The organism is Pseudomonas sp. GP01-A4, from assembly GCF_058780865.1.
In genome coordinates this window covers 1-21,966 of the sequence record NZ_JBYSWF010000022.1, presented here as the reverse complement: position 1 = coordinate 21,966, position 21,966 = coordinate 1, and the positions used below count along the sequence as shown (strand labels likewise).

The 21,966-nt window shown below is 61.6% G+C and carries 18 protein-coding genes and 1 pseudogene; 13 read left to right on the top strand and 6 right to left on the bottom strand.

The annotated features are described in order from the left end of the window. Positions 1-26 precede the first annotated feature (26 nt). The gene (locus tag AC3WKX_RS14970) at positions 27-1,784 is read left to right on the top strand and encodes a cytochrome c biogenesis protein DipZ (RefSeq protein WP_102604645.1); all 1,758 of its coding nucleotides are present in this window, start codon (positions 27-29) and stop codon (positions 1,782-1,784) included. A gap of 145 nt (positions 1,785-1,929) precedes the next feature. Continuing rightward, positions 1,930-2,625: a peptide-methionine (S)-S-oxide reductase MsrA gene (gene msrA, locus AC3WKX_RS14965; RefSeq protein ID WP_008433754.1), complete on the top strand. Its 696-nt coding sequence runs from the start codon at positions 1,930-1,932 to the stop codon at positions 2,623-2,625. Between the two features lie 191 nt (positions 2,626-2,816). On the opposite strand, the gene AC3WKX_RS14960 is transcribed toward msrA, so the two are convergent. Then, entirely contained in the window at positions 2,817-3,767 is a 951-nt protein-coding gene (locus AC3WKX_RS14960; RefSeq protein ID WP_003217078.1) for an alpha-E domain-containing protein, read from the bottom strand. Positions 3,768-3,769: 2 nt separating this feature from the next. After that, a complete protein-coding gene (locus tag AC3WKX_RS14955; protein ID WP_003217076.1) occupies positions 3,770-5,179 on the bottom strand; it encodes a circularly permuted type 2 ATP-grasp protein in 1,410 nt (469 codons plus the stop codon). 413 nt (positions 5,180-5,592) lie between these two features. Here AC3WKX_RS14955 and AC3WKX_RS14950 point away from each other — a divergent pair, with 413 nt between their 5' ends. From AC3WKX_RS14950 to AC3WKX_RS14940, 3 genes are all read left to right on the top strand, one after another. Further along, entirely contained in the window at positions 5,593-6,138 is a 546-nt protein-coding gene (locus tag AC3WKX_RS14950) for a hypothetical protein (protein ID WP_003217074.1), read from the top strand. A 72-nt stretch (positions 6,139-6,210) separates the two neighbouring features. Next, complete coding sequence (locus AC3WKX_RS14945; RefSeq protein WP_003217072.1) at positions 6,211-6,423, top strand: hypothetical protein; 213 nt, start codon at positions 6,211-6,213, stop codon at positions 6,421-6,423. Positions 6,424-6,434: 11 nt separating this feature from the next. Beyond that, a complete protein-coding gene (locus AC3WKX_RS14940) occupies positions 6,435-6,575 on the top strand; it encodes a hypothetical protein (protein ID WP_003217070.1) in 141 nt (46 codons plus the stop codon). Positions 6,576-6,578: 3 nt separating this feature from the next. Here AC3WKX_RS14940 and AC3WKX_RS14935 read toward each other — a convergent pair whose 3' ends face one another. From AC3WKX_RS14935 to AC3WKX_RS14925, 3 genes are all read right to left on the bottom strand, one after another. Further along, a complete protein-coding gene (locus tag AC3WKX_RS14935; protein ID WP_102604646.1) occupies positions 6,579-7,925 on the bottom strand; it encodes a cation:proton antiporter in 1,347 nt (448 codons plus the stop codon). A gap of 98 nt (positions 7,926-8,023) precedes the next feature. Continuing rightward, positions 8,024-11,815, bottom strand: coding sequence for a DUF8038 domain-containing protein (locus tag AC3WKX_RS14930; RefSeq protein ID WP_256579745.1), 3,792 nt, complete (start codon positions 11,813-11,815; stop codon positions 8,024-8,026). Positions 11,816-11,917: 102 nt separating this feature from the next. Then, entirely contained in the window at positions 11,918-12,829 is a 912-nt protein-coding gene (locus AC3WKX_RS14925) for a LysR family transcriptional regulator (RefSeq protein WP_102604648.1), read from the bottom strand. Positions 12,830-12,940: 111 nt separating this feature from the next. Between AC3WKX_RS14925 and AC3WKX_RS14920 the strand changes: the two genes are divergently transcribed. The 7 genes from AC3WKX_RS14920 (at position 12,941) to AC3WKX_RS14890 (ending at position 20,316) form a co-directional block, all read left to right on the top strand. Further along, entirely contained in the window at positions 12,941-13,924 is a 984-nt protein-coding gene (locus tag AC3WKX_RS14920; protein WP_003217060.1) for an aldo/keto reductase, read from the top strand. 69 nt (positions 13,925-13,993) lie between these two features. Then, positions 13,994-14,785 carry a CDP-diacylglycerol diphosphatase gene (locus AC3WKX_RS14915; RefSeq protein ID WP_003217058.1) on the top strand — a complete coding sequence of 264 codons (792 nt, stop codon included), beginning with the start codon at positions 13,994-13,996 and terminating at the stop codon, positions 14,783-14,785. A gap of 103 nt (positions 14,786-14,888) precedes the next feature. Further along, complete coding sequence (locus AC3WKX_RS14910; RefSeq protein WP_102604649.1) at positions 14,889-16,883, top strand: aminotransferase class I/II-fold pyridoxal phosphate-dependent enzyme; 1,995 nt, start codon at positions 14,889-14,891, stop codon at positions 16,881-16,883. 25 nt (positions 16,884-16,908) lie between these two features. Continuing rightward, positions 16,909-17,745 (top strand): transporter substrate-binding domain-containing protein, encoded by an 837-nt coding sequence (locus AC3WKX_RS14905; protein ID WP_087692319.1) that lies wholly within the window; start codon positions 16,909-16,911, stop codon positions 17,743-17,745. Between the two features lie 165 nt (positions 17,746-17,910). Then, positions 17,911-18,615 (top strand): ABC transporter permease, encoded by a 705-nt coding sequence (locus AC3WKX_RS14900; protein WP_003217052.1) that lies wholly within the window; start codon positions 17,911-17,913, stop codon positions 18,613-18,615. A gap of 7 nt (positions 18,616-18,622) precedes the next feature. Further along, positions 18,623-19,321, top strand: a complete 699-nt coding sequence (locus AC3WKX_RS14895; RefSeq protein WP_003217050.1) for an ABC transporter permease — start codon at positions 18,623-18,625, stop codon at positions 19,319-19,321. Next, a complete protein-coding gene (locus AC3WKX_RS14890) occupies positions 19,318-20,316 on the top strand; it encodes a DMT family transporter (protein WP_008433732.1) in 999 nt (332 codons plus the stop codon). Before AC3WKX_RS14895 ends, AC3WKX_RS14890 begins: the two co-directional genes overlap by 4 nt. Here AC3WKX_RS14890 and AC3WKX_RS14885 read toward each other — a convergent pair. Then, a pseudogene (locus tag AC3WKX_RS14885) lies at positions 20,272-20,700 on the bottom strand (TetR family transcriptional regulator C-terminal domain-containing protein); the annotation flags it as partial. The gene AC3WKX_RS14890 and the pseudogene AC3WKX_RS14885 overlap by 45 nt on opposite strands. Positions 20,701-20,858: 158 nt before the next feature. On the opposite strand from AC3WKX_RS14885, the gene AC3WKX_RS14880 reads away from it, so the two are divergent. Beyond that, entirely contained in the window at positions 20,859-21,854 is a 996-nt protein-coding gene (locus AC3WKX_RS14880; RefSeq protein ID WP_102604653.1) for a M14 family metallopeptidase, read from the top strand. Positions 21,855-21,966 lie beyond the last annotated feature (112 nt).

Below are 21,966 nucleotides of genomic sequence, written 5' to 3'. Positions count from 1 at the left end.
AATGTCTTCCTATAAGGGTCTACCCCATGTGGCTTTTGGTTCTCGCATATCTGGGCGGCGTGCTGACGATTGTCAGTCCCTGCATCCTGCCGGTTCTGCCTTTTGTCTTCGCTCGCACCGGGCAGCCGTTTTTGCGCAGTGGCTTGCCGCTGCTGCTGGGGATGGCGATGACCTTCGCCCTGGTCGCCTCGCTCGCGGCGGTGGGCGGCGGTTGGGTGGTGCAAGTCAATCAGTACGGTCGCTGGCTCGCGTTGCTGTTTGTTGCGCTATTCGGGCTGACACTGCTGCTGCCAAGCCTGTCCGAGCGCCTGACCCGGCCGCTGGTGGCCGCGGGCAGTCGCCTGTCGGAAGCCGCCGGGGCCGATTCGCGGCCGCGTCCGGGCGCATCGTTCCTGATCGGCGTGGCCACCGGGCTGCTGTGGGCGCCGTGCGCCGGGCCCATCCTCGGGCTGGTGCTGACGGGCGCCGCGCTGCAGGGCGCCAGTATCGGCACTACCTTGCTCTTGCTGGCCTACGCGGCAGGGGCTGCCACCTCCCTGGCCTTGGCGCTGCTGGTCGGCGGTAAAGTCTTCGGTTTCATGAAGCGTTCGCTGGGCGCTGGTGAATGGCTGCGTCGTGGGCTCGGCGCCCTGATGTTGGCCGGTGTGGCGGCCATCGCCCTGGGCCTGGACACCGGGATCCTGGCGCGCCTGTCGACGGCGTCAACCGGTGGCCTGGAACAAAGCCTGGTGGAGAAACTCAGCGCCAAGCCTGAACAGAAGAGCGGGGCGATGATGGCCGGCGGCGCGATGATGGCCGCCAACCACAGTGACACGCTGCCAGTGGAAGGCCAGTTGCCGCCGCTGGACGGTGCCGTGCAATGGCTCAACTCCGAGCCACTGACTGCCGAGGCGTTGAAAGGCAAGGTGGTGCTGGTGGATTTCTGGACCTACTCCTGCATCAACTGCCTGCGCACCTTGCCGTACGTCAAGGCCTGGGCCGAGAAATACCGCGACCAGGGCCTGGTGGTGATCGGTGTGCACGCTCCGGAATTCGCCTTCGAACGCGACGTGAACAACGTCACCAAGGCCATGAAGGACCTGGGCATCACTTACCCGGTGGCCATCGACAACAACTACAAGATCTGGCGCGCCTTCAACAACCAGTACTGGCCGGCGCATTACTTTGCCGATGCCAAGGGCCAGATCCGCTATCACCATTTTGGCGAGGGTGACTACGCCGAGTCCGAGCGAGTGATCCAGCAACTGCTGCGTGAGTCGGGCGCTACCAAGGTGGCGGGCGGCTTGATCGAAGCCGATGCCAAGGGCATCCAGGCCGCACCGGACATGAACGAAGTGCAGTCGCCGGAAACCTACCTGGGCTTCCAGCGCGCCGAGAACTTCGTGACCACCGGCACCCTGGGCACCGACAAGGTGGTGAACTACCCGGCAGCCGGCAACCTGGCCTTGAACAACTGGACCCTGGAAGGCCCATGGAACGTCGGCGGCCAGCAAGCCACCCTCGCAGCGGCCAACGGCAAGATCGTCTACCGCTTCCACGCCCGTGACCTGCACCTGGTGCTGGGCCCGGGCGCCGACGGCAAGCCGGTGCGCTTCAAGGTCAGCATCGACGGCCAGGCGCCGGGGGATGCCCACGGCACCGACGTCGCACCGGATGGCAGCGGCACCGTGACCGAACAACGTTTGTATCAACTGGTGCGCCAGCCGGGCGCGGTCAAGGACCGGACCTTCACCATCGAGTTCCTGGACCCGCAAGTGGCGGCCTATGCCTTCACCTTCGGCTAACCCATAGCGAAATTTTGCATGGTTAACCCGATCAATGTAGGAGCTGGCTTGCCTGCGATAGCGATGTTGAATTCACCACCTCAATCGCAGGCAAGCCAGCTCCCACAGTTGACCGCATTTATCCTGATGTTTCGGAGTGACTGAGATGAAACTGCTTAAGTACTTACCGGCCCTGGCGTTCGCCGCCTTTGTCGGCCACAGCTCGGCGTTCTCCTTCGGCCCGTCCGACGACGCCGTGGCCATCGCGCCGCCGGCCATGGACCTGCCGGCAGACGCGAACAACCTGCAAACCGCGGTCTTCGCCGGCGGCTGCTTCTGGGGCGTGCAGGGTGTGTTCCAGCATGTACAAGGGGTGAAAAACGCCGTCTCCGGCTATGACGGCGGCGCGGCGAGCACCGCGCAGTACGAAAGCGTCAGCGGCGGCGATACCGGCCACGCCGAGTCCGTCGCCGTGACCTACGACCCAAGCAAGGTCAGCTACGGCAAGCTGCTGCAGATCTACTTCTCGGTCGCTCACAACCCCACGGAACTCAACCGCCAGGGCCCGGACAGCGGCACCCAGTACCGCTCGGCGATCTTTGCCCAGAACGCCGAACAGCAAAAAGTCGCCCAGGCCTACATCGCCCAGCTCGACGCCGCGAAAGCCTTCGACAAGCCGATCGTGACCAAGATCGAGATGGGCAAAGCCTTCTACCCGGCGGAGTCCTATCACCAGGACTTCCTGACCGAAAACCCGTCGTACCCCTACATCGTGATCAACGACCTGCCAAAGGTCGCCCAGCTGAAAAAATTGTTCCCTGAGCAGTACCGCGCAGAACCGGTACTGGTGAAAAACCAGTAGACCTATGATCGTTCCCACTTTCGACGATCGTTCCCACGCAGGACGATCGTTCCCACGCAGGACGATCGTTCCCACGCTCTGCGTGGGAATGCCGCCAGGGCGCTCTGCGTCCGCTTTTGAAGTCGTGACGCGGAGCGTCACCGGATTCATTCCCACGCGGAGCGTGGGAACGATCAGCGTGGGAACGATCATCAGACGACTTCAAGGTAGGAGCTATGAATCGCCCGCGCCAACTCCCGCACGGTGTCGATAAAATCCGTCAACCGGCTATGCAGCCCATCCTCCAGAATCTCATCAATCCCTGTATACCTCAGCCGCGCCTCAAACTCCGCCGCCAAACGCTGGGCCGTACGCCCATAACTCCCCGGCAGGTCCGCCAGGATATGGCTCAACTCCTCGATACACGCATGCAACGAGCGCGGCACATCACTGCGCAACAGCAACAACTCCGACACCGACCGCGCATTCAGCGCATTCGGGTACAGCTCGGTATACGCCTCAAACGACGACAGCGCCCGCAACAACGCGCTCCACTGGTAATACCCGCGTGCCGAAAGGTCGCTGACTTCCTCGGACTCTTCCCCAAACATTTCATACCGCGCGTCCAGCAACCGCAACGTGTTATCCGCCCGCTCGACAAACGTCCCCAGCCGAATAAACCGATACGCATCGTTGCGCATGATCGTCCCGGACGTCGCCCCACGAAACAGGTGCGAGCGCTGCTTCACCCAGTCACAAAAGTGGCTGATGCCATGCCGCGCCAACCCGCCGGCCGCAATACTGCGCATCTCCAGCCAGGTGGCGTTGAGGTTTTCCCACATATCAGCCGTGATCCGTCCCCGCACCGCATGGGCATTACCCCGTGCAGCCCGCAGGCAATTGTAGATACTGGCGGGGTTTTCCTCGTCGAGGGCGAAGAAGTGCAGCATGCGCTCGGCGTCCAGTTGCTGATGGCGCTCAAGGTAACTGTCCAGTGTGCCGCTGCTGAGCAGCGACATGGCCAACTCGTCCAGCCCGTCACTGCGCCCGGCCTGGGGCATCAACGACAGCGAATAACTGACTTCCAGCATGCGCGCCAGGTTCTCGGCACGCTCCAGGTAACGGGACATCCAATACAGATCTGCGGCGGTTCTACTCAGCATACTCAGCCCTCCACCACCCAGGTGTCCTTGGTTCCGCCGCCTTGCGACGAGTTGACGATCAATGAGCCTTCGCGCAGCGCCACGCGGGTCAAGCCACCGGGTACCAGGCGGGTTTCCTTTCCCGAGAGCACGAACGGTCGCAGGTCGATATGCCGCGGCGCGATGCCGTTTTCGACAAACGTCGGGCAAGTGGACAGGCTCAAGGTCGGTTGGGCGATGTAGGCATGAGGGCGGGCCTTGATACGCTGGCGGAAGTCCTCGATCTCGGCCGCGCTGGACGCCGGGCCCACCAGCATGCCGTAGCCGCCGGAACCCTGGGTTTCCTTGACCACCAGCTCCGGCAGGTGCGCCAGTACGTGGGACAGCTCATCCGGCTTGCGGCACTGGAAGGTCGGCACGTTTTGCAGGACCGGCTCTTCATCCAGGTAGAACCGGATCATTTCCGGCACGTACGGGTAGATCGACTTGTCGTCCGCCACGCCGGTGCCGATCGCATTCGCCAGCACTACGTTGCCCGCGCAGTACGCCGCGACCAGGCCGGGCACGCCGAGCATCGAATCGGGGTTGAAAGCCTGCGGGTCGAGGAAGGCATCGTCGATGCGGCGGTAGATCACATCCACGGCCTTGGGGCCGTCGGTGGTACGCATGAACACCTTGAGGTCGTGCACGAACAGGTCGGCGCCTTCCACCAGCTCCACGCCCATTTCCCGGGCCAGGAATGCATGCTCGAAGAACGCGCTGTTAAACCGGCCTGGCGTCAGCACCACCACATTCGGGTTGTCCAGGCGGCTGGAGCTTTTCAGGGTCTTGAGCAGCAGGTTGGGATAGTGGTCCACCGGGGCGATGCGTTGCTTGGCGAACACCTCGGGGAACAGGCGCATCATCATCTTGCGGTCTTCGAGCATGTAGCTCACGCCGCTGGGGGTACGCAGGTTGTCTTCGAGCACGTAGTAGGTGCCGTCGCCATCGCGCACCAGGTCGACCCCGGAGATGTGCGAATAGATATCGCGGTGCAGGTCCAGGCCGACCATGGCCTTCTGGTATCCCTCGTTGCCCAGCACCTGATCGGCGGGAATGATCCCGGCCTTGATGATGCGTTGGTCGTGGTAGATGTCGGCAAGGAACATGTTCAGCGCATTCACCCGCTGGATACAACCGCGCTCGATGACACTCCACTCACTGGCGGGGATGCTGCGGGGGATGATATCGAAGGGGATCAGGCGCTCGGTGTCTTGCTCGTCGCCATACAGGGTGAAGGTGATCCCCGCGCGGTGAAACAGCAGGTCGGCTTCACGGCGGCGCTGGGCCAGCAGTTCTGGCGGCGTGTTGGCCAGCCAGCGGGAGAATTCCTGATAATGCGCACGGCAAACGCCTTGTGCATCATTCATTTCATCAAAGAAAGATCGAGCCATTCCAATTACCTTGTCAGTGCCGGGACTAACTGCGCTTTGGCACTGCCGCTTTAGAAAACGCATTTTTTTATGAGCCCGTGGCTGATGGTGCCAGCAGGCCTGGTCCTTACTTTCTTTTGGGGTGGGCTCTGGGTCGGGGGGTAACGATTGCTCCTGTATCCGGGCAGATAAAGGACTAAAGCAATGCCTGTGCCATCCACCTTGTGGCGAGGGAGCTTGCTCCCGCTGGGCTGCGCAGCGGCCCCAAAAAGGAACCAGACCGCTGCGCACCGGAGCGCTGTCCCGGTCCAGCGGGCCCAAGCTCCCGCGCCACCGATGCGGCCCTATCGCCTCAAAACGGTGCACTGATTACTTGAACTTTGCACCAGCCCGGTTCTTCTAAACTGCTTCAAATGCCAGCACGGAGCACGGATGTGCCCAGAATCATCTCACCCGACACCCCGGAATCGAGCCTGACCGACCACAGCGAACACAACGCTAAGATTTTCGGTTCGCCCAAGGACCGTCTCGACTTTTACCGGCGTGAAATCCAGTACGAAACCAGCATCCTGGCCAACCGCACCGACGCCTACCTCACGGCCCAGTCATTCCTGGTGATTGCCTTCGTGTCCGGCATGGGCAACCTGAACCCCGAATGGGGCAAGCTGTTCACCCTGGTGGTGCCCGTGTTCCTGGCGACCCTGGGCATTCTCAGTTCCCTCAACGCCTGGCCGGGGATTCGGGCGGCCTACGAAATCATCGACCACTGGCATTACAAGCAGAGCGAACTGCTGCGCAGCGAGCCGGTGATGGGCCTGGCCTACGATGAGTCGCCACTGTTCAGTGAGATGGAGTCGTCCCACAAGGGCTATCGCAAGTCGCTGTTGTTCTCGATGCGCGCGCCCTGGCTGTTCATGGTGTTCTGGGTGATGCTGGGGGCCTACGCGTTTTACATCCAGGTGGACAACCCCGGCTCATAAGCAATTGGAACTTCACCGACCCGCACGGGACCTTACCTTTACGCAGTCTGCGTTTTCCAACAGAGGTGAGCCATGAGCACAGACAACGACCCGCAAACCAGCAACCGTAACGATCCCGCCATCGACCGCGGCGAACCGGCCCCCGGCACCGCGGCCGACGCGCCAAAAGACCCCAAGCCTGCCAGCGACCCCAAGGCCAAGGAAAACGACTACAGTCCAGACTTCAAGCCCGAGCGCGAGCCCAAGCCTGAAACCGATGCCGATATCGATACCCAAGGCGGTTAGAGGAGACGGTGATGTCAGTTGAAATAGACGAAGACGATGAACTCAATGACCCGGGCAATGAAGACCCGGGTTCATTGATGGATGATGCCGAAGTACCGCTTAACGACCTGGATGATGCCGCTGACGTCGGCAACACTGAAAACCAGGAGTAGACGTCATTGTTGTGCCTGGGCACGTCGTTCATACCACGCCAGCATCGGCTGCGTGCTGAGACCATGAACGACGATGCTCAGGGCAATGACTGACAGCGTCAGGTTCACCGCGACCGCGCTGCTGGTGCCCACCAGCCCGTGGTTGATGGCATAGAACAGGTAGTAGATGCTGCCGATCCCGCGAATCCCGAACCAGCCCACCAGCCCGCGCTGATGGCGATTCAGCAAGCTGCCCCAGGGTATCGACAGCACGCTGAGGGGGCGAATCACGCAAAACAGCGCCGCCCCCACCGCCAGCGCCCGCCAGTCCCAATGGCTGACCAGCACCACGCCCAGCAAGGTCACCAGGAACACTTCCATCGAACGCTCCACCAGCCCACCAAAGGCGAGCATGTCGCCCATCATCACCCCGGCGGCGATTTGCGTGTCCTGCAGTTGCCCGACATCGCCATGCAACGCATGCTCCGGCTCAACTTCCATGTGGCCAACCACCGGCTGTGCCAGATGTTCCGCCGGGGTTTGTGAGTTGCCGGTGGACTTGAACTCGGCCTGGCGCAGCCCGAGGCCGGCGGCAAATACCGACAGGAAGCCGTAGCCGCCGATGGCTTCGGCCACCACATAGGCGAGGGCGATCAGGGCCAGCGTCAGGTAGTCATTCGGTGACAGGGTGCTGTCGGCATTGGTGATACGCATCTTCAGGGTGACGCGACCGATGCCACGCCCCATCCAGTAGCCCACGAGCAACCCGGCAGGTACGGCCCAGAGCAGGTTTTTCAGCACCCAGCCGCCCAGCCAGTCACCGTCGAACCCGCCGTGCTGCATGAAAAACAGCGCAAAGATCACGAACGGGAAGGCCGTGCCGTCGTTCAAGCCTGCCTCACCGGAAAGACCGAAGCGCAGCGCGTCATAATCCTGCGCGTTATTGACCTGCACCAGGCCCGCGAGCACCGGGTCGGTGGGCGCAAGAATCGCCCCCACCAGCAGTGAAACCCCCCACGACAACCCCAGCAGCCAATGCAGCACCAGGCACGTCCCGAGGATGGTCAAGAGCATCACCGGCCCGGCCATGCCAAACGCAATGCGCCAGGTTCGGTGCTTGAGGGGCAGGCGCAGTTTCAGCCCGCTGACGAACAGCGAAAACAGCACCGCGACTTCCGTCAGGTGTTCCATCCAACTGGCCGAGGCCTTGATGTCCAGATGCAGCAGGTCCATGCCCAGCGGGCCGATACCCACGCCGAGCAACAGGCACACCGCCGAGGTGGTGACCGGCATCCAGCGCAGGTAGGAGGAGGTGAGGGCGAGGGTGAGCAACACCGCGCCCAGTACGGCCATCCATAGGATGAAGGTCATTGAATAGTCCCGGGCATGGTCTGTGTGAACGTTTGAGGTTTGCCGGGAGAGAGAGGTTCAAAAAACGCGCATTGCCTGCTCGGGCAATGCGCGGTTTGTCAGGTCGCCAGGCGTGTTACGTTGGCATTGAGGGTGCTGTTTGGGGTGAAGGAGAAGGTGAACCCCGAGTCGAGAAACTTTTGCAGCCCGTCATTATCAAGACTGAATACCGTTGCACCGACCGATTGATCAAGAGTGCCAGTGGCATCGAACATGGCTTTGTCCAGGCCGGCTTGGTTGGTGTTGTAGATATAGAGCTTTCCATCACTGCTCTTTTGAATATAGGCGGTGTGTACGATATTGCCGTCTGCTCTATTGCTCATGAAATTGATAACGCCTGATTCGGTAATGTCCGCGGGCCTGAATACGGCGCTGGTATTCTCGGCAGTAATACCCATCAGATCCTTGTAGCGTTGCGTGTAATTGGAATCCCCGCTCCTGACCACACTGCCCAGCACGGCCTCGCGAGTTTTCAACGGGAGTGCATTGTCTGCCATACCGACGAACATGGTTTTTTCGTAGCAGATTGTCCCGGTGTATCCCGTTTTTGCATGGAGCTTCTCCAGTTTGTCGCGAAGCGCTTCTACCGGCACGGCGTCAGCTTTGAAATTTTCCAGCGGCTCGCCAAAGGGCTTTCTGGTTTTCACATTCAAGGCGTGCCAATTACCGGTGGCGTCATCAAACTTCGCAAACACCTTGGCTTCTTCGGTCGCATTGGCCGCCTTGTAAGTGCCTTCGGCAATGCCGGGCTTTTTCGCCAGTGACGTCAGGTCGACACTGCGCAAGGCGCCACGCAGATGATTGACGCCGTTACGTCCAGCGGTCAGCGTGGTGCGCCCCAGCTTCAATGCACTCCGGGCCAGATCATCAGCTCCGCTCAACGGATTGAAACTCCCCAGCGCCGCGCGCCCGACAATCTTCGCGCCCTGGGCGAACTTGCTGAAAGCCGATGCGCCGGCGGCCACGGCCTTGGCCCCCCTGGCTGCCGCACCGAGGCCCACGGCAAACCCAAATATATCCAGGGCCAGGTCGCCGACACCTTCGCCGATGTTGCCGTTTTGAAAGTTGACGATTGCCGACCTCAAGGGGATCAGGTTGAGGAGGAATTCATTGACTTTCTTGTAAAAGGGAACCTCGGTATCAAGCGTGGTGAGCCCCTCGGCCTCTTTTTTGAATGACCGAATATCAACATCCTTCACCATGGCATCGGCAATATAAGACGTTCGGGCACTGCCAAAGCTCTTGGGGTTGGCGGCCTGGATTTTTTCATCCGTCAACCCGGGTGCGTACTCGCCCGAAGGTATGACTTCTTCCAGGTCTTTATGGTAATGGGTGTGATTGGAAGGCTGTTTGCCTGCCGTGAAGTCACCCAGGTCCGTACGCTCGGTAATCTTTGCGGTCCTGAGATTGATTTCGTAGATGTGCACCTGGTTGTTGCGCCTGGTTTTCACCAGCAGGCAATTGTCGTCGGGCACCCGCTTGCGGGTTTCCTTGCCAAAGTTGTCCTTATCGACGTCGACTTCCCTGACCACTGTGATTTCGCCGTATTCCAGGTTTTTACGGTCTTCTTCAGGGAGCCGCGAAACCATCCACTTGACCTGGGTCGCGACGCTTTTTTCGATGCCGTCGGCGTATTCCCCGAACGCGTCCTGGAACACGTTCGGCATACTTGGCAGGTCTTTGGTTTTTTCCAGCACCTCGCTGAGGTTCAACGTACTGGATGAGGTCACCCAATGATTGTCAGCGGGGGGCGGGGGCCCAATTCCAAGTACCCCTACGGCCGGTGGTTCTTCGACGCCAGGTCGATGGTGAAGCGCGTCCTTCATATACAAGTCGAGGATCGAATAAGGCCCCGGGAAATCGCTATGGGCGGGTTCCAGCGTGATGCTCTTGTCTTCCAGGGTTGCCGTATCCATGCCCGGCAGGGCTTTGCGCAACTGCTCCAGGGCCATTTCCTTGCGTAATGGCATCGGCATGCTCTGTGTTTGACTGGCCGCGCTCAGCTCGGTGATCTGCGCATCGAATGCATCGCGTACATCATTCATTTGGCCTTCGGTCACCGGATACGGCATACCGTTCGCGCTTCCCCAATCCTTGAGCGCCTCTTGCTGGGCGGCATATTCGACATAACGCTCCTGGGCGGAGACCGGCGCGACCTCAGCGTGGAGCATGACCTGCCCGTAGGACATCCCTGCGGTTGAACCCGGAGACTGCGCTTCGATGCGTTCTACCGCGGTGACAAAACTGACCCAACTATGGGAACCCGGGGTGACCTGGTCCGGGATGTCTTTAACCAGGAACTCCGGAGCGCGGGTGGAGAGCAGCAGATGCGCTTGTAGCGCCGCTGCCTCGGGTGACGATGCCTTGCCGGTGCTGACAAGATGTTCGGCCAACCGGCTGACGATACCGGATGCGGGTTTGCCCCAGGTACTGTTCCCGGTCACGGCAAAACCGGCGATGTGATGCCTGGACCTGGGGTCTGTCGCGCGGAACGAGTTGTCTTTGTCCACACTCATGGCCGCCAACAGCCAATCAGTGGCACTGCCTTTGATGGACTGCGCGTCAAATTTTGCCTGGAGGGCCTCGCCCAACGCCTTGCCCTTGGGGGAGCGGATCAGCGAGTCGAGCACCCGCTGCGGGTCAGCCAGCTCGGAAGGCGTGAACGACTTGCCCTGCATGAGGTATTCCACTACGTTCCTGGCGCCGTTCAAATCAACGTCGCCGATCTTGCCGCGGCGCAGGTCGGACCGCAGCTGATTCGCCGCCTCGGGCGCAAGCGGGGGCTGCCATTCCAGCGCACCGCCATAATTGCCATGGAGCGGCGCCTGGAGTTCAGGCCTGAGCAGATAATTCGTCAGGTTCTCCACCTCCTCGGGCGTGGTTGGCACGTCCCAGCCATTGATCTCAAGGAATTCCTTGAGGCTAATGGTGCTCCCTGAGTCGGTGCTCCCGACCTGGCGGTAAGCGCTGTCGGGGTGAAGCTCGACTTTATTCTTTTGCAGGTAGTCGAGAACGTCACCGCTCCCAATGCTGCCCGATCGAATCCGCTCAAGCAGGTAATTGAGTTCACGCCCCACGGTGTTCAGCGTCTGGGTATTGCCCACCAGGGCTTTCTGGCGCTCAACCTCATCCTCACCACGGGTTTCGTGCAGGTCCGCAAAACGCGGGCCGCTCACGCCGGTAAAAGCCTTGTCGCGCGCCAACTCATCTGCACGCTCGTGGGCATGATCCGGCAGGATATGTTCTTGCTCTTTGTAGAATTGGCTCACCAACCACAGGGGGGCACTGTTGCTGTTTTGGGAGAGCGGCGGTTTGAAGGGGATCGGGTTACCGTCGCCGATAACGCGTGCGGCGTCCCTGACCTGTGCGCCCACCTGCGCCCAGCCTTTGTCATCGGGGCCGTTGGGTTGCGCGGCGGCGGAGGGCCTGCGCTGGTAGGTGATCTTCCCGGTATTGGGGTCAATCATCACTGAATTGGGGTTTATCCCGTTTTCCCTCATCCAGTCACGGACTTGCGGAGACTCCATGGCACGCCCCAACTGCGACCACCACTGCCCGAACGTTGAGTTCGGCGGAATGTTCTCGACCATGATCGCGTCGTCATGGCCGTCGCCCTTGACCTGACGCAGCGCGCTGGCTACCTGGCCTGCCAGTTCACCGTCGGCATCGGCACGCGGGCTGGGGATCCTGGTCCCGGGGGAGCCTGGCGCGGCATTTTCCGGCGCTGCGGCCTGGAGCCGCGCCGGGGGAAGCGGCTTGTCAGGTGCGTTCAAAGGAATGAAAGAAGCCGTAGCCTGAGTAGGAGCAATTGTCATAGGAGGGGGATCCGGTAATTTATCGAGTACACCCAAGCAGCGCTTCGCTCCAGCGGGTGTAACTCTTCGTACCCGATGCCCCCTCAGCGATTCCATCCCACTGGCATGCAGTTTGATACGGCGTTTTACGCGCCCATGCTAAGGGTGCGCCGCGGTCCTCAGCCGAATCATGTCGATCAGCTGGCGCAATCCCGGCTGCGACTGACGCCGGCTGGGGTAGTACATGCACAGCGGCGCGCCGATGCAGGCCCAGTCGGGCAGCACTTCCACCAGGCGCCCGTCGGCCAGTTCCGCCAGCACGCGATTCTCCAGGCAGTAGGCGATACCCACGCCTTGCAGGGCCGCATCAACGATGGTCTGGGTGTCGGCCGCGCTGAAGTGGCCGGGCACATCGAGCCGCTGTTGGCGTGCGCCATTGCCCAGTTCCCATTTGTAGGTGGTCTTGTCGCCCAGGTACATGCGTACACAGGAGTGCGTGAGCAAGTCCCTGGGCACTGCAGGTGTCCCTGCCTGTGCGAGGTAGGCCGGGGAGGCGACCATGATCCAGCGCAGCTCGCCGGTCAGCGGCACGGCCACCATGTCCTGGGGCACCGTGGCGCCATAGCGGATTCCTGCGTCGTAGCCCTCTGCGACGATGTCGAGCATGCGGTCCTCGATCATCACGTCCAGGCGCAGTTGCGGGTAGGTGCGGGTGAACTCGCCGAGCACCGGCGAAATCAGCAGCACCGCGGCATCCCGGGGTACGTTCAGGCGCAGGCGGCCAATCGGCGCCTCGCGGTACAGTTCGAGGGTGTCGAGGCCGTCCTGGATCGTCGCAAAGCCGGCACTGAGTTTTTCCGCCAGTACCACGCCGGCATCGGTAGGCTCTACGGCGCGGCTGGTGCGATACAGCAATTTGACCCCCAGGCGCGTTTCCAGGTTGCGCATGGTGTGGCTCAGGGCCGAGGTGGTGACGCCAAGTTCATTGGCAGCATGCCGGAAACTGCGGCGACGGATGATCGCCATGAAAACATTCAGGTCGGCCAACTCGGAGCGGTTGAACGCAGCCATATCAAGCACCTTTTATGGGGTTTGGGTTGCACGCGGCGTTGAGCCCGATTCAACCACGGATGATCTAGAGTAATCGTTTTTTTACTGATTGTTTCTGGCGGAGGCTTTTTCATGAGTATCGAAACCATCAAGATCCCGGGCATCGACAAGGCCGTCTCGCGGATTGCCCTGGGCACCTGGTCCATGGGTGGCTCGATGTGGGGCGGCGCCGATAATGAGGTCTCGGTCAAGACCATTCGCCATGCGCTGGCCAGCGGCATCAACTTTATCGACAGTGCGCCGGTCTACGGCCTTGGGCTGTCGGAAGAACTGATCGGCCGGGCCCTGCGCGGCGTACGCCACACGGCGGTGATCGCCACCAAGGCCGGGTTGCAATGGGACGACGGCACGGTGCGCCGCAATGCCACGGCCCGACGTATCCGCAAGGAAATCGAAGACTCACTGCTGCGCCTCGAAACCGACTACATCGACCTCTACCAGATTCACTGGCCCGACCCGTTGGTAGCCCAGGAGGAAACCGCCGGCGAGCTGGAAAAACTGCGCCGTGAAGGCAAGATCCTTGCCGTGGGGGTGAGCAATTATTCGCCTGCGCAAATGGACGATTTCCGCCAGTACACGCACCTGGACACCGTGCAGCCGCCCTACAACCTGTTTGAGCGGGCGATCGACAGCGATATCCTGCCGTACGCCAAGCAAAATTCACTGGTGGTTTTGGCTTACGGTTCGCTGTGCCGGGGTTTGTTGAGCGGCAGCATGCACGCGGCCACGGGTTTTACCGGGGATGACGTGCGCAAGCTCGACCCGAAATTCAAGGCGCCACGCTTTGAGCAGTACCTGGCGGCGGTCGCGGCATTGGACGTGTACGCTCGCGAATGCCACGGCAAGTCTGTGCTGGCCCTGGCGTTGCGCTGGGTGCTGGACCAGGGCCCCACGGTTGCACTGTGGGGCGCCCGCCGGCCGGAGCAGCTCAAAGGCGTTGAAGATGCGTTCGGCTGGCAGCTCACGGCCGATGACCTGCAACATATCGACCGTATTCTGGCCAGCACGATAAAAGACCCGGTAGGGCCGGAGTTCATGGCCCCGGCCCAGCGTTAACCTTTGCGACAGGGATGTCTTGCAGCTGCAAAACACAAAAGACATTCCTTTGGCGTTGAGGTTTTTGGCATGAAGCGCGGTCCCTTGTTCAAGATCATGGGTGGTTTGCTGTGTGTGGTGGCGGTGGCAGCCGCCTGGAAATGGCGCGGCAATCCCGATGTGCTGTGGCAGATCGTCAGCCGTCAATGCGTGCCCGACCAGAACCAGCACCAGAATCCGCGCCCCTGCCTCGAGGTTGATCCGGACAAGGGGTTCGCGCTGCTCAAGGACCTCAACGGCCCGTACCAGGACTTACTGATCCCCACCGATAAAGTCACCGGAATCGAAGACGTCGCGCTGGCCCGGGACTTGTTGCCGCATTACTTTGCCCAGGCCTGGAAACACCACGATGTACTCTCGGCCGGCCTGCAAACACCGATTGCCGACCGTTATGTATCCCTGGCGATCAACTCGCGGTATGGCCGCACGCAAAACCAGTTGCACATTCATATCGCCTGCCTGCGCCCCGACATTTTCAACACCCTCAATGAACGCGCGGCAACCCTCGACGAGCACTGGCAAACCCTGCCGGTAAAACTGCAGGGGCATACCTACAGTGCCCGTACGTTGTCGGCGGTGGAATTCGACCTGCGCGACCCATTGGCCATCCTGAATGACTACGTGCAGGCCCAGGGCGACGCCATGGCCAGTTACAGCTTGCTGTTGGCACCGGCGGCGAACGGCAACTTCGTACTGTTGACCACGCGGTTGACGCTCAAGGAATGGAACCTGGCCTCCGCCGAAGAACTGCAGGACCGCCAGTGCAACCTGATGGACAAACCACCACAACGACCTGTTTTAGCTGTTAACGACATCCGGTGAAGTTTGCCGTTGAACGAGTGTTCAGTTTCAATTATGTTGGCTGCACCCCCTGCCTGGTAACAGGCGGGCTTGCGCTTTTTCTGATTGAACGAGAGGCACTGGCATGCGGTTTTCACCTTTTGTCGAGCGAATTGCAGGGCAGGGCGTAGCCGCCTGGGACATCCACCACGCCGCCTTCCAGGCCAGCAGCAAAGGCGAAGACATCATCATCCTGAGTGTGGGCGATCCGGATTTCGCCACACCCTCGTTCATCACCGACGCCGCCGTCGAGGCCCTGCGCCAGGGCGACACCCACTACACCGAAATCCCCGGCCGCCCGGCACTGCGCGATGCCATCGCCGCGCGCTACAGCCAGTCCCTGGCTCGCCCGCTCGACGCTGAAAACGTCATCACCGTGGCCGGTGCGCAGAACGCCTTGTTCGTCACCTCGCTGTGCCTGTTGCAGGCCGGTGATGAAGTGATCGTGCTCGACCCGATGTACGTCACCTACGAAGCGACCCTCAAGGCCAGCGGCGCAACGCTGGTGCGGGTGCCGTGTTCCGCCGACTCGGGCTTTCGCCTCGATCCGGCACTGCTGGCTGCCGCCATTACGCCTCGCACCCGGGCGATCTTCTTCTCCAACCCCAACAATCCCACCGGCGTTGTCCTCAACCCTCAGGAATTGCAGGTGATCGCCGACCTGGCGATCGAGCATGAACTGTGGGTAGTGGTGGACGAGGTCTACGAAAGCCTGGTGTTCGATGGCGAATACCATAGCCTGGCCGCGTTGCCGGGCATGGCCGATCGCTGCATCGTGATCGGCAGCCTGTCCAAGTCCCATGCCATGACCGGCTGGCGCATCGGCTGGATCGTCGCCGCGCCTGCGATGGTGGCCCACGCGGAAACCCTGGTATTGAGCATGCTCTACGGCTTGCCGGGGTTCGTGATGGAAGCCGCGACCGCCGCCGTGCTGGCCCACGATGAAGTCACCCAGGGCATGCGCGAAACCTACCGCCGCCGCCGCGACCTGGTGGTAGCAGGCCTCGGCGGTTGCCCGGGCATTCACGTGCGGGCCCCGCAGGCAGGCATGTTCGTGTTGGTGGATGTGCGGGACACCGGCCTCGGCTCCCTGGATTTCGCCTGGCGGCTGTTCCGCGAAGCAGGGGTTTCCGTGCTGGATGCCGCGGCCTTCGGCGAACCGGCCCAGGGTTTTGTGCGGCTGTCGTTTACCCTGGGTGAAGCGCGACTGGCCGAAGCCTGTGAACGTATCAGCCGCTTCGTCGCCAAGCTCGCCGGAGAACCGCGAATCGAGCCTGCGGCGAAAATCATCAGCGTACAGCCGGTGGCTGCGAAGAAGATGATCGAGGTGCTCGACCTGCATAAACGCTTTGGCAATATCGAGGTGCTCAAGGGCATCTCCCTGACCGCCCACGAAGGCGAGGTGATCTCGCTGATCGGCGCCAGCGGCTCGGGCAAAAGTACCTTGCTGCGCTGCATCAACATGCTCGAAGTGCCGGACCAGGGCAGCATCCACGTCGACGGTGAAAGCATCAAGCTCAACTACGGCCGGCCCGGCGCACCGCTGGTGGCCGACGCCAGGCAACTGGTGCGGATTCGCTCGACACTCGGCATGGTGTTCCAGAACTTCAACTTGTGGCCCCATCGCACCGTGCTGGAGAACCTGATCGAAGCGCCGACCCAGGTGCTGCGCGAAAGCCGGGCCGAAGCCATCGAGCGCGCCGAAGCCTTGCTCGACCGGGTTGGCCTGGCCGCCAAGCGCAATGAATACCCGGCGTTCCTCTCCGGCGGCCAGCAGCAGCGGGTGGCCATCGCCCGAGCCCTGGCCATGCGCCCCAAAGTCATGCTGTTCGACGAACCCACCTCGGCCCTCGACCCGGAGCTGGTGGGCGAAGTCCTGCGGGTGATTCGCTCCCTGGCCGAAGAAGGCCGCACCATGATCCTGGTGACCCATGAAATGGCGTTCGCCCGGGATGTGTCATCCAAAGTCGCGTTTTTGCATCAAGGCCTGATCGAGGAAACCGGCTCGCCGGACTCGGTGTTTATCGACCCACGCAGTGAACGTTGCCGGCAGTTCGTCAACGCGCATCAAACTCGCTAACTCCAAAAAAAGACGGGGCAAGATCATGAAATCCAAACGATTGGCAAAGTGGTTGAGCAGTGCTGTGTTGATGCTGGCGGCAGGTACTGCGTTGGCGGCGGAGAAACCCATTGTGTTCGCGGTGGCGGCAGAACCCTACCCACCGTTCACGGTGAAGGGCGGCAATGGTGAGTGGACGGGCTTTGAAGTCGACCTGATCCATAAGCTCTGCGGCTTGATGAAGGCTGAGTGCCAGATCAAGGAAGTGGCCTGGGACGGGATTATTCCGTCACTGCTGGCGAAGAAAATCGACGTGATTTTCTCCTCGATGTCGGTCACCGAAGAGCGCGAAAAACAGATCGCCTTCAGCCGCGCCTACTACGATTCGCTGCTGGGCATTGCCGGCCCCAAGGGCACCACGGTCGAAGTCTCGCCTGCAGGGCTGAAGGGCAAGATCATCGGCGTGCAGATCTCCACGGTCAGCGCCAACTACCTGAAGAAGTACTACGAGAACATTGCTGACCTGAAGTACTACGATACCCAGGAATCGGCCAACGCCGACCTGATTGCCGGGCGCACCGACCTGATGATGGCCGACGGCGTCGCCATCGCCATGATGGTCAAGACCCCTGAGGCCCAGGGCCTGGCCGAAATCGCCGAAGTGCCTTACGACCCGATCATCGGCCGCGGCGTGGGGGCTGGCCTGCGCAAGGAAGACACCGAACTCAAGGCCCGGCTCGACAAGGCCATCGGTGAGTTGCTGGTGAGCAAGGACTACGCCGACCTGTCCCAGAGCGTGTTTGGGGTATCGGTGAGCCCGTGCAAACGCGCCGATACGCCTGCCTATGTGAGCAAAGTCTGCGACAGCCCCTACACAAACTAACCCGGTAGAAAGGGAGTGCTTGTGGCGAGGGAGCTTGCTCCCGCTGGGGTGCGAAGCGCCCCCAAAAAATGGGCCTGCTACGCAGTCCAGCGGGAGCAAGCTCCCTCGCCACAGCAAGCTCCCTCGTCACAGGGTCACCGCGTGTCATCGAAATAGGGAGCCGCGATGTTCGATCTACTCAGCTTCAGCGAACAAGGTTGGGGCAACGCATTGCTCAAGGGGTTATGGATGACCCTGCAGATCTCCGCCGGCTCGTTTGCGGTGGGGCTGCTGATCGGCCTGGTGGTGGCCTGCGCCAAGCTCAGTGCACCGCGCCCGATAGCCATGCTGATGCGCGGCTACACCACGGTGTTTCGCGCGGTGCCCGAGTTGCTGCTGATCCTGCTGCTGTATTACGCAGGCTCGATGGGCCTCAACGCATTGATGCTGTGGCTGGGGTTTGCGCAGTTCAACATCAGCGGCCCGCTGGTAGCGGTCCTGGTACTGGGGCTGGTGCAAGGCGCGTACGCCTCGGAGATTTTCCGCGCGGCGATCCTCGCGATTCCCCATGGCCAGATCGAAGCGGCGCGGGCGTTTGGCTTGAGCGGCTTTGGCCTGTTCCGTCGGGTGACCCTGCCGATCATGGCGCCATACGCCCTGGCGGGGATGTCCAACCTGTGGATCAATCTGATCAAGGACAGCGCGCTGATCAGCGTAGTGGGCACCAACGAACTGCTGTACACCGCCAAACAGGCGGCGGGCTCGACCCGGCATTACCTGTTGTTCTACCTCACGGCCGCCGCCTTGTATTACCTGGTGACATTGGCCTCCAACTACCTGTCCGGGCGCCTGGAGCGACGTATTCGTCGCTGGATGCCGGTTGTCGAGTGAGCCGCACATGCCTGAGTGGATAAGTTATTACGCAGGACTGATCGCCAAGGGCTTGCAGACGACGCTGTCGCTGCTGGTGATCTCGGCAGTGCTCGGCTTCGCCCTGGCGGTGCTGGTAGCGCTGGCGCGGCTGTCCCGGCGCAAGTGGCTGGCCCGTTGCGCACTGGGCTACACCAGTGTGCTGCGGGGCACGCCGTTGCTGATCCAGATCTACATCTTCTATTACGGCCTGGGCAGCCTGTTTGCCCAGTTCCCGATGATTCGCGGGAGTTTCCTCTGGCCGTTCCTGCGGGACGGTTACTGGTACATCGTGTTCGCCCTGGTGTTGTCGGTGGGCGCGTACGTCGGTGAAGTGATTCGCGGCGGGCTGCTGGCCGTGCCCAAGGGTGAAATGGAAGCCGCCTCGGCGTTCGGCATGACGCCACGCCAGGCACTGTTGCGGGTGCGCCTGCCACGGGCCATGCGCCTGCTGCTGCCGACCCTGGCGGGGGAGACGGTGATGCTGCTCAAGTCCACGGCGCTGGCCTCGACCATTGCCGTGGTCGACCTGCTTGGCGCCGCCAACGTGGTACGCGCCCAGACCTTGCAGATCTACCAGCCGCTGCTGCTGGTGGCCGGGGTCTACCTGTGCCTGACCTTTTTGATTGAAGCCCTGTACGCCATTGCCGAGCGACGCGGCACACCGTTGCGCAGGTCTGCCGGATGAAAACCGATCGCTCGTTGCAAGGGATTGCCCTGTGCTCGCTGGCCTATGCGTTCCTGGCGCTGCAGGACGCCGGGATCAAATGGCTGGTGGCCGACTACTCAGTGTTCACCATCCTGTTCTGGCGTAGCCTGGTGGTGGTCGCCGCGTGCGTGATCGCCGGGCGAATGGGTTTGCTCAAGCGCGCCTGGCACTCGGTCAGCCGCAAGCTGTTGATCATCCGCGGCCTGCTGTCGCTGCTGGCCTGGCTGCTGTACTACACCGCCGCCAGAGACCTGACCCTGGCGGAAATGACCACGCTGTATTTTTCCGCACCGATCATGGTCACGTTGCTCGCGGCATTGATCCTCAAGGAGCGCGCCAGTCGCGGCCAGTGGATTTCGCTGATCATCGGCTTTGTCGGCGTGGTGATCGCTTGTCGCCCCAGCAACATGCTCGACCCATTGCCAATCGCCCTGACATTGGCGGCAGCACTGTGCTGGGCGTTTACCTATATCCAGTTGCGCCAGGTGGACGACAACACCTCGGTGCTGGAGCAGATGCTGATCACCAATGTGGTGTTTGTGATCTGCATGGCGCTGACGCTGCCCTGGACCCACACGCCATCGCCGACCCCGGCATGGCTGGGCATGCTCGGCGCGGGGCTGGTGGGCGGGATTGGCCAGTTCCTGCTGTTTGCGAGCTTCCGCCGGGCCACGGCGACGCTGCTGGCGCCGTTTGAATACACTGGTTTGATCTGGGCGTTCCTGCTGTCGAGCCTGGTCTGGGGCACGGTGATGGACGTGTCGCTGATTTTCGGCGCCGTGCTGATCGCCATCAGCGGCACCCTGGCCATGCTCAGCGCCCGGCACCCCGTGTCACAGGATGTGGTCGGCGCCGAATGCTCCGTGACGCAGCCCCTGTATCCAGCAACGGCAGATGTGCAGCCCGTTGGCGGGGCTGAAGGTGCCGGGGTTGAGGCACCACTCGAGCCAGAGTCCGTCGAGCATCGCCGATAAGCCGATGGCGGCCAGGCGCGTGTCGTGGATCACGAAGCCTTCGCTCTCGGCCAGGTCGTCGAGCAACTGGCGGATCAGTTCGAGGTAGGCGCGGTAGCTTTTTTCATGGGAGTCATTCACGTGGTTCGAGTGGCGGATCAGGCTCCAGAACACCACCCAGACGCCCAACAGTTTCGGGTCCATGACCCGCGAGGAAAACGAACCGGCGAGGAATGCATCGAGCCGCGCGGCAGGGCCCACGGCCTGGTCGACTTCCTGCCACAGGGCGGTGGTCAGTTCGCTGGCGAGTTTGTGGTAGGTCTCGGCGATCAGTGCATCGATGCTGCCGAAATGGTGATTGAGCAACCCCACCGAAACCCCGGCTTCAGCGGCGATGCGCCGCACGGAAATGCCGGCATGCCCGTCACGGGCGAGGCTGGTAAGGGTGGCGGCAATCAACAGGTCGCGACGGTCTTCGGCCACAGGCACACCCTCGGTGAAGATACATGGTTGAACGTGTGTTCAATATATACCTGCAGAACCAACAAGAGGAGGGCAACGGCATGGCAAAAGACCTTTCGTGGCAAGTCCCCGGGGATTCCGGGAACACCCTGCACATTGGCGCCTGGCGCTTCGAGGGTGACGGCGACGGCCCTCGGGTACACCTGCAGGCCGGTGTGCATGCCGATGAAATCGCCGGGATGCTGGTGTTGCATCAACTGCTGCCGCGTTTGCAGGCCTGCCAGGATCAGGGCCGGCTCAAGGGCACGGTGACGGTGGTGCCCCAGGCCAACCCGTTTGGCATTGGCCAGTTTCGCCAGGGGCGGTTGTTGGGGCGGTTTCACGAAGCCACCGGGCAGAATTTCAACCGGGCGTTTGATCATTCATTGGCCATGGAGCGGCCGGCCAGCAACCTGGCGCAATGGCAGAAAAGCCTGGTGCAACTGGCCGCCGATGCTGACCTGATGCTGGACCTGCACACCGATGATGAAGCCCTGCCATATCTCTACATCCACCGCAGCTTTTGGCCCGCGGGCCGGGCGCTTGCGGCGGCGTTGCAGGTGGATGTGGTGATTGTCTGGGACGAGGGTGGTGATGGGTCGTTTGAGGAGACCATCATTGATCATGGGCAGCCGCGGTTGGCGGCGACGATTGAATTGCGTGGGCAGGCGGATGTGAGTGATGCCCTGGCCGGGCAGGATGGTGATGGGATCTGGGCTTGGCTCTGCGCCAGCGGGGTGATTGATGAGGCGCCGGTGATTGCGCAATGGCACGGGCAACTGGTGGATATGGGCTGTATGGAGACCATCCTGGCGCCGTGTGCCGGGGTGTTGGTGTTTGAAAAAGGTTTGGGTGAACAGGTGGAAGAGGGTGAGCGGTTTGCGCGGATTATTCGGCGGCCTGGGGATCCGGCTTCTGAGGTTGTGCTGCATGCGGCGCAAACCGGGCGGATGGTGACGGGGCATCGGGAGCGGCTGGTTTCACAGGGTTCGGTGGTGGCCAAGTTTACCGGGACGCGGTTGTCTGAGGGGTACAGCGGGGGGGTGTTGGATCCTTAGGCGGGAGTACATATCCGTTTCTTCGGTTATGGCTGGTATTGGTTCCGCTCTTACAGCGGCTCACTTTTGAACAGCGCAAAAGTAAGCAAAACGCTCTTGCCCCACCACTCGG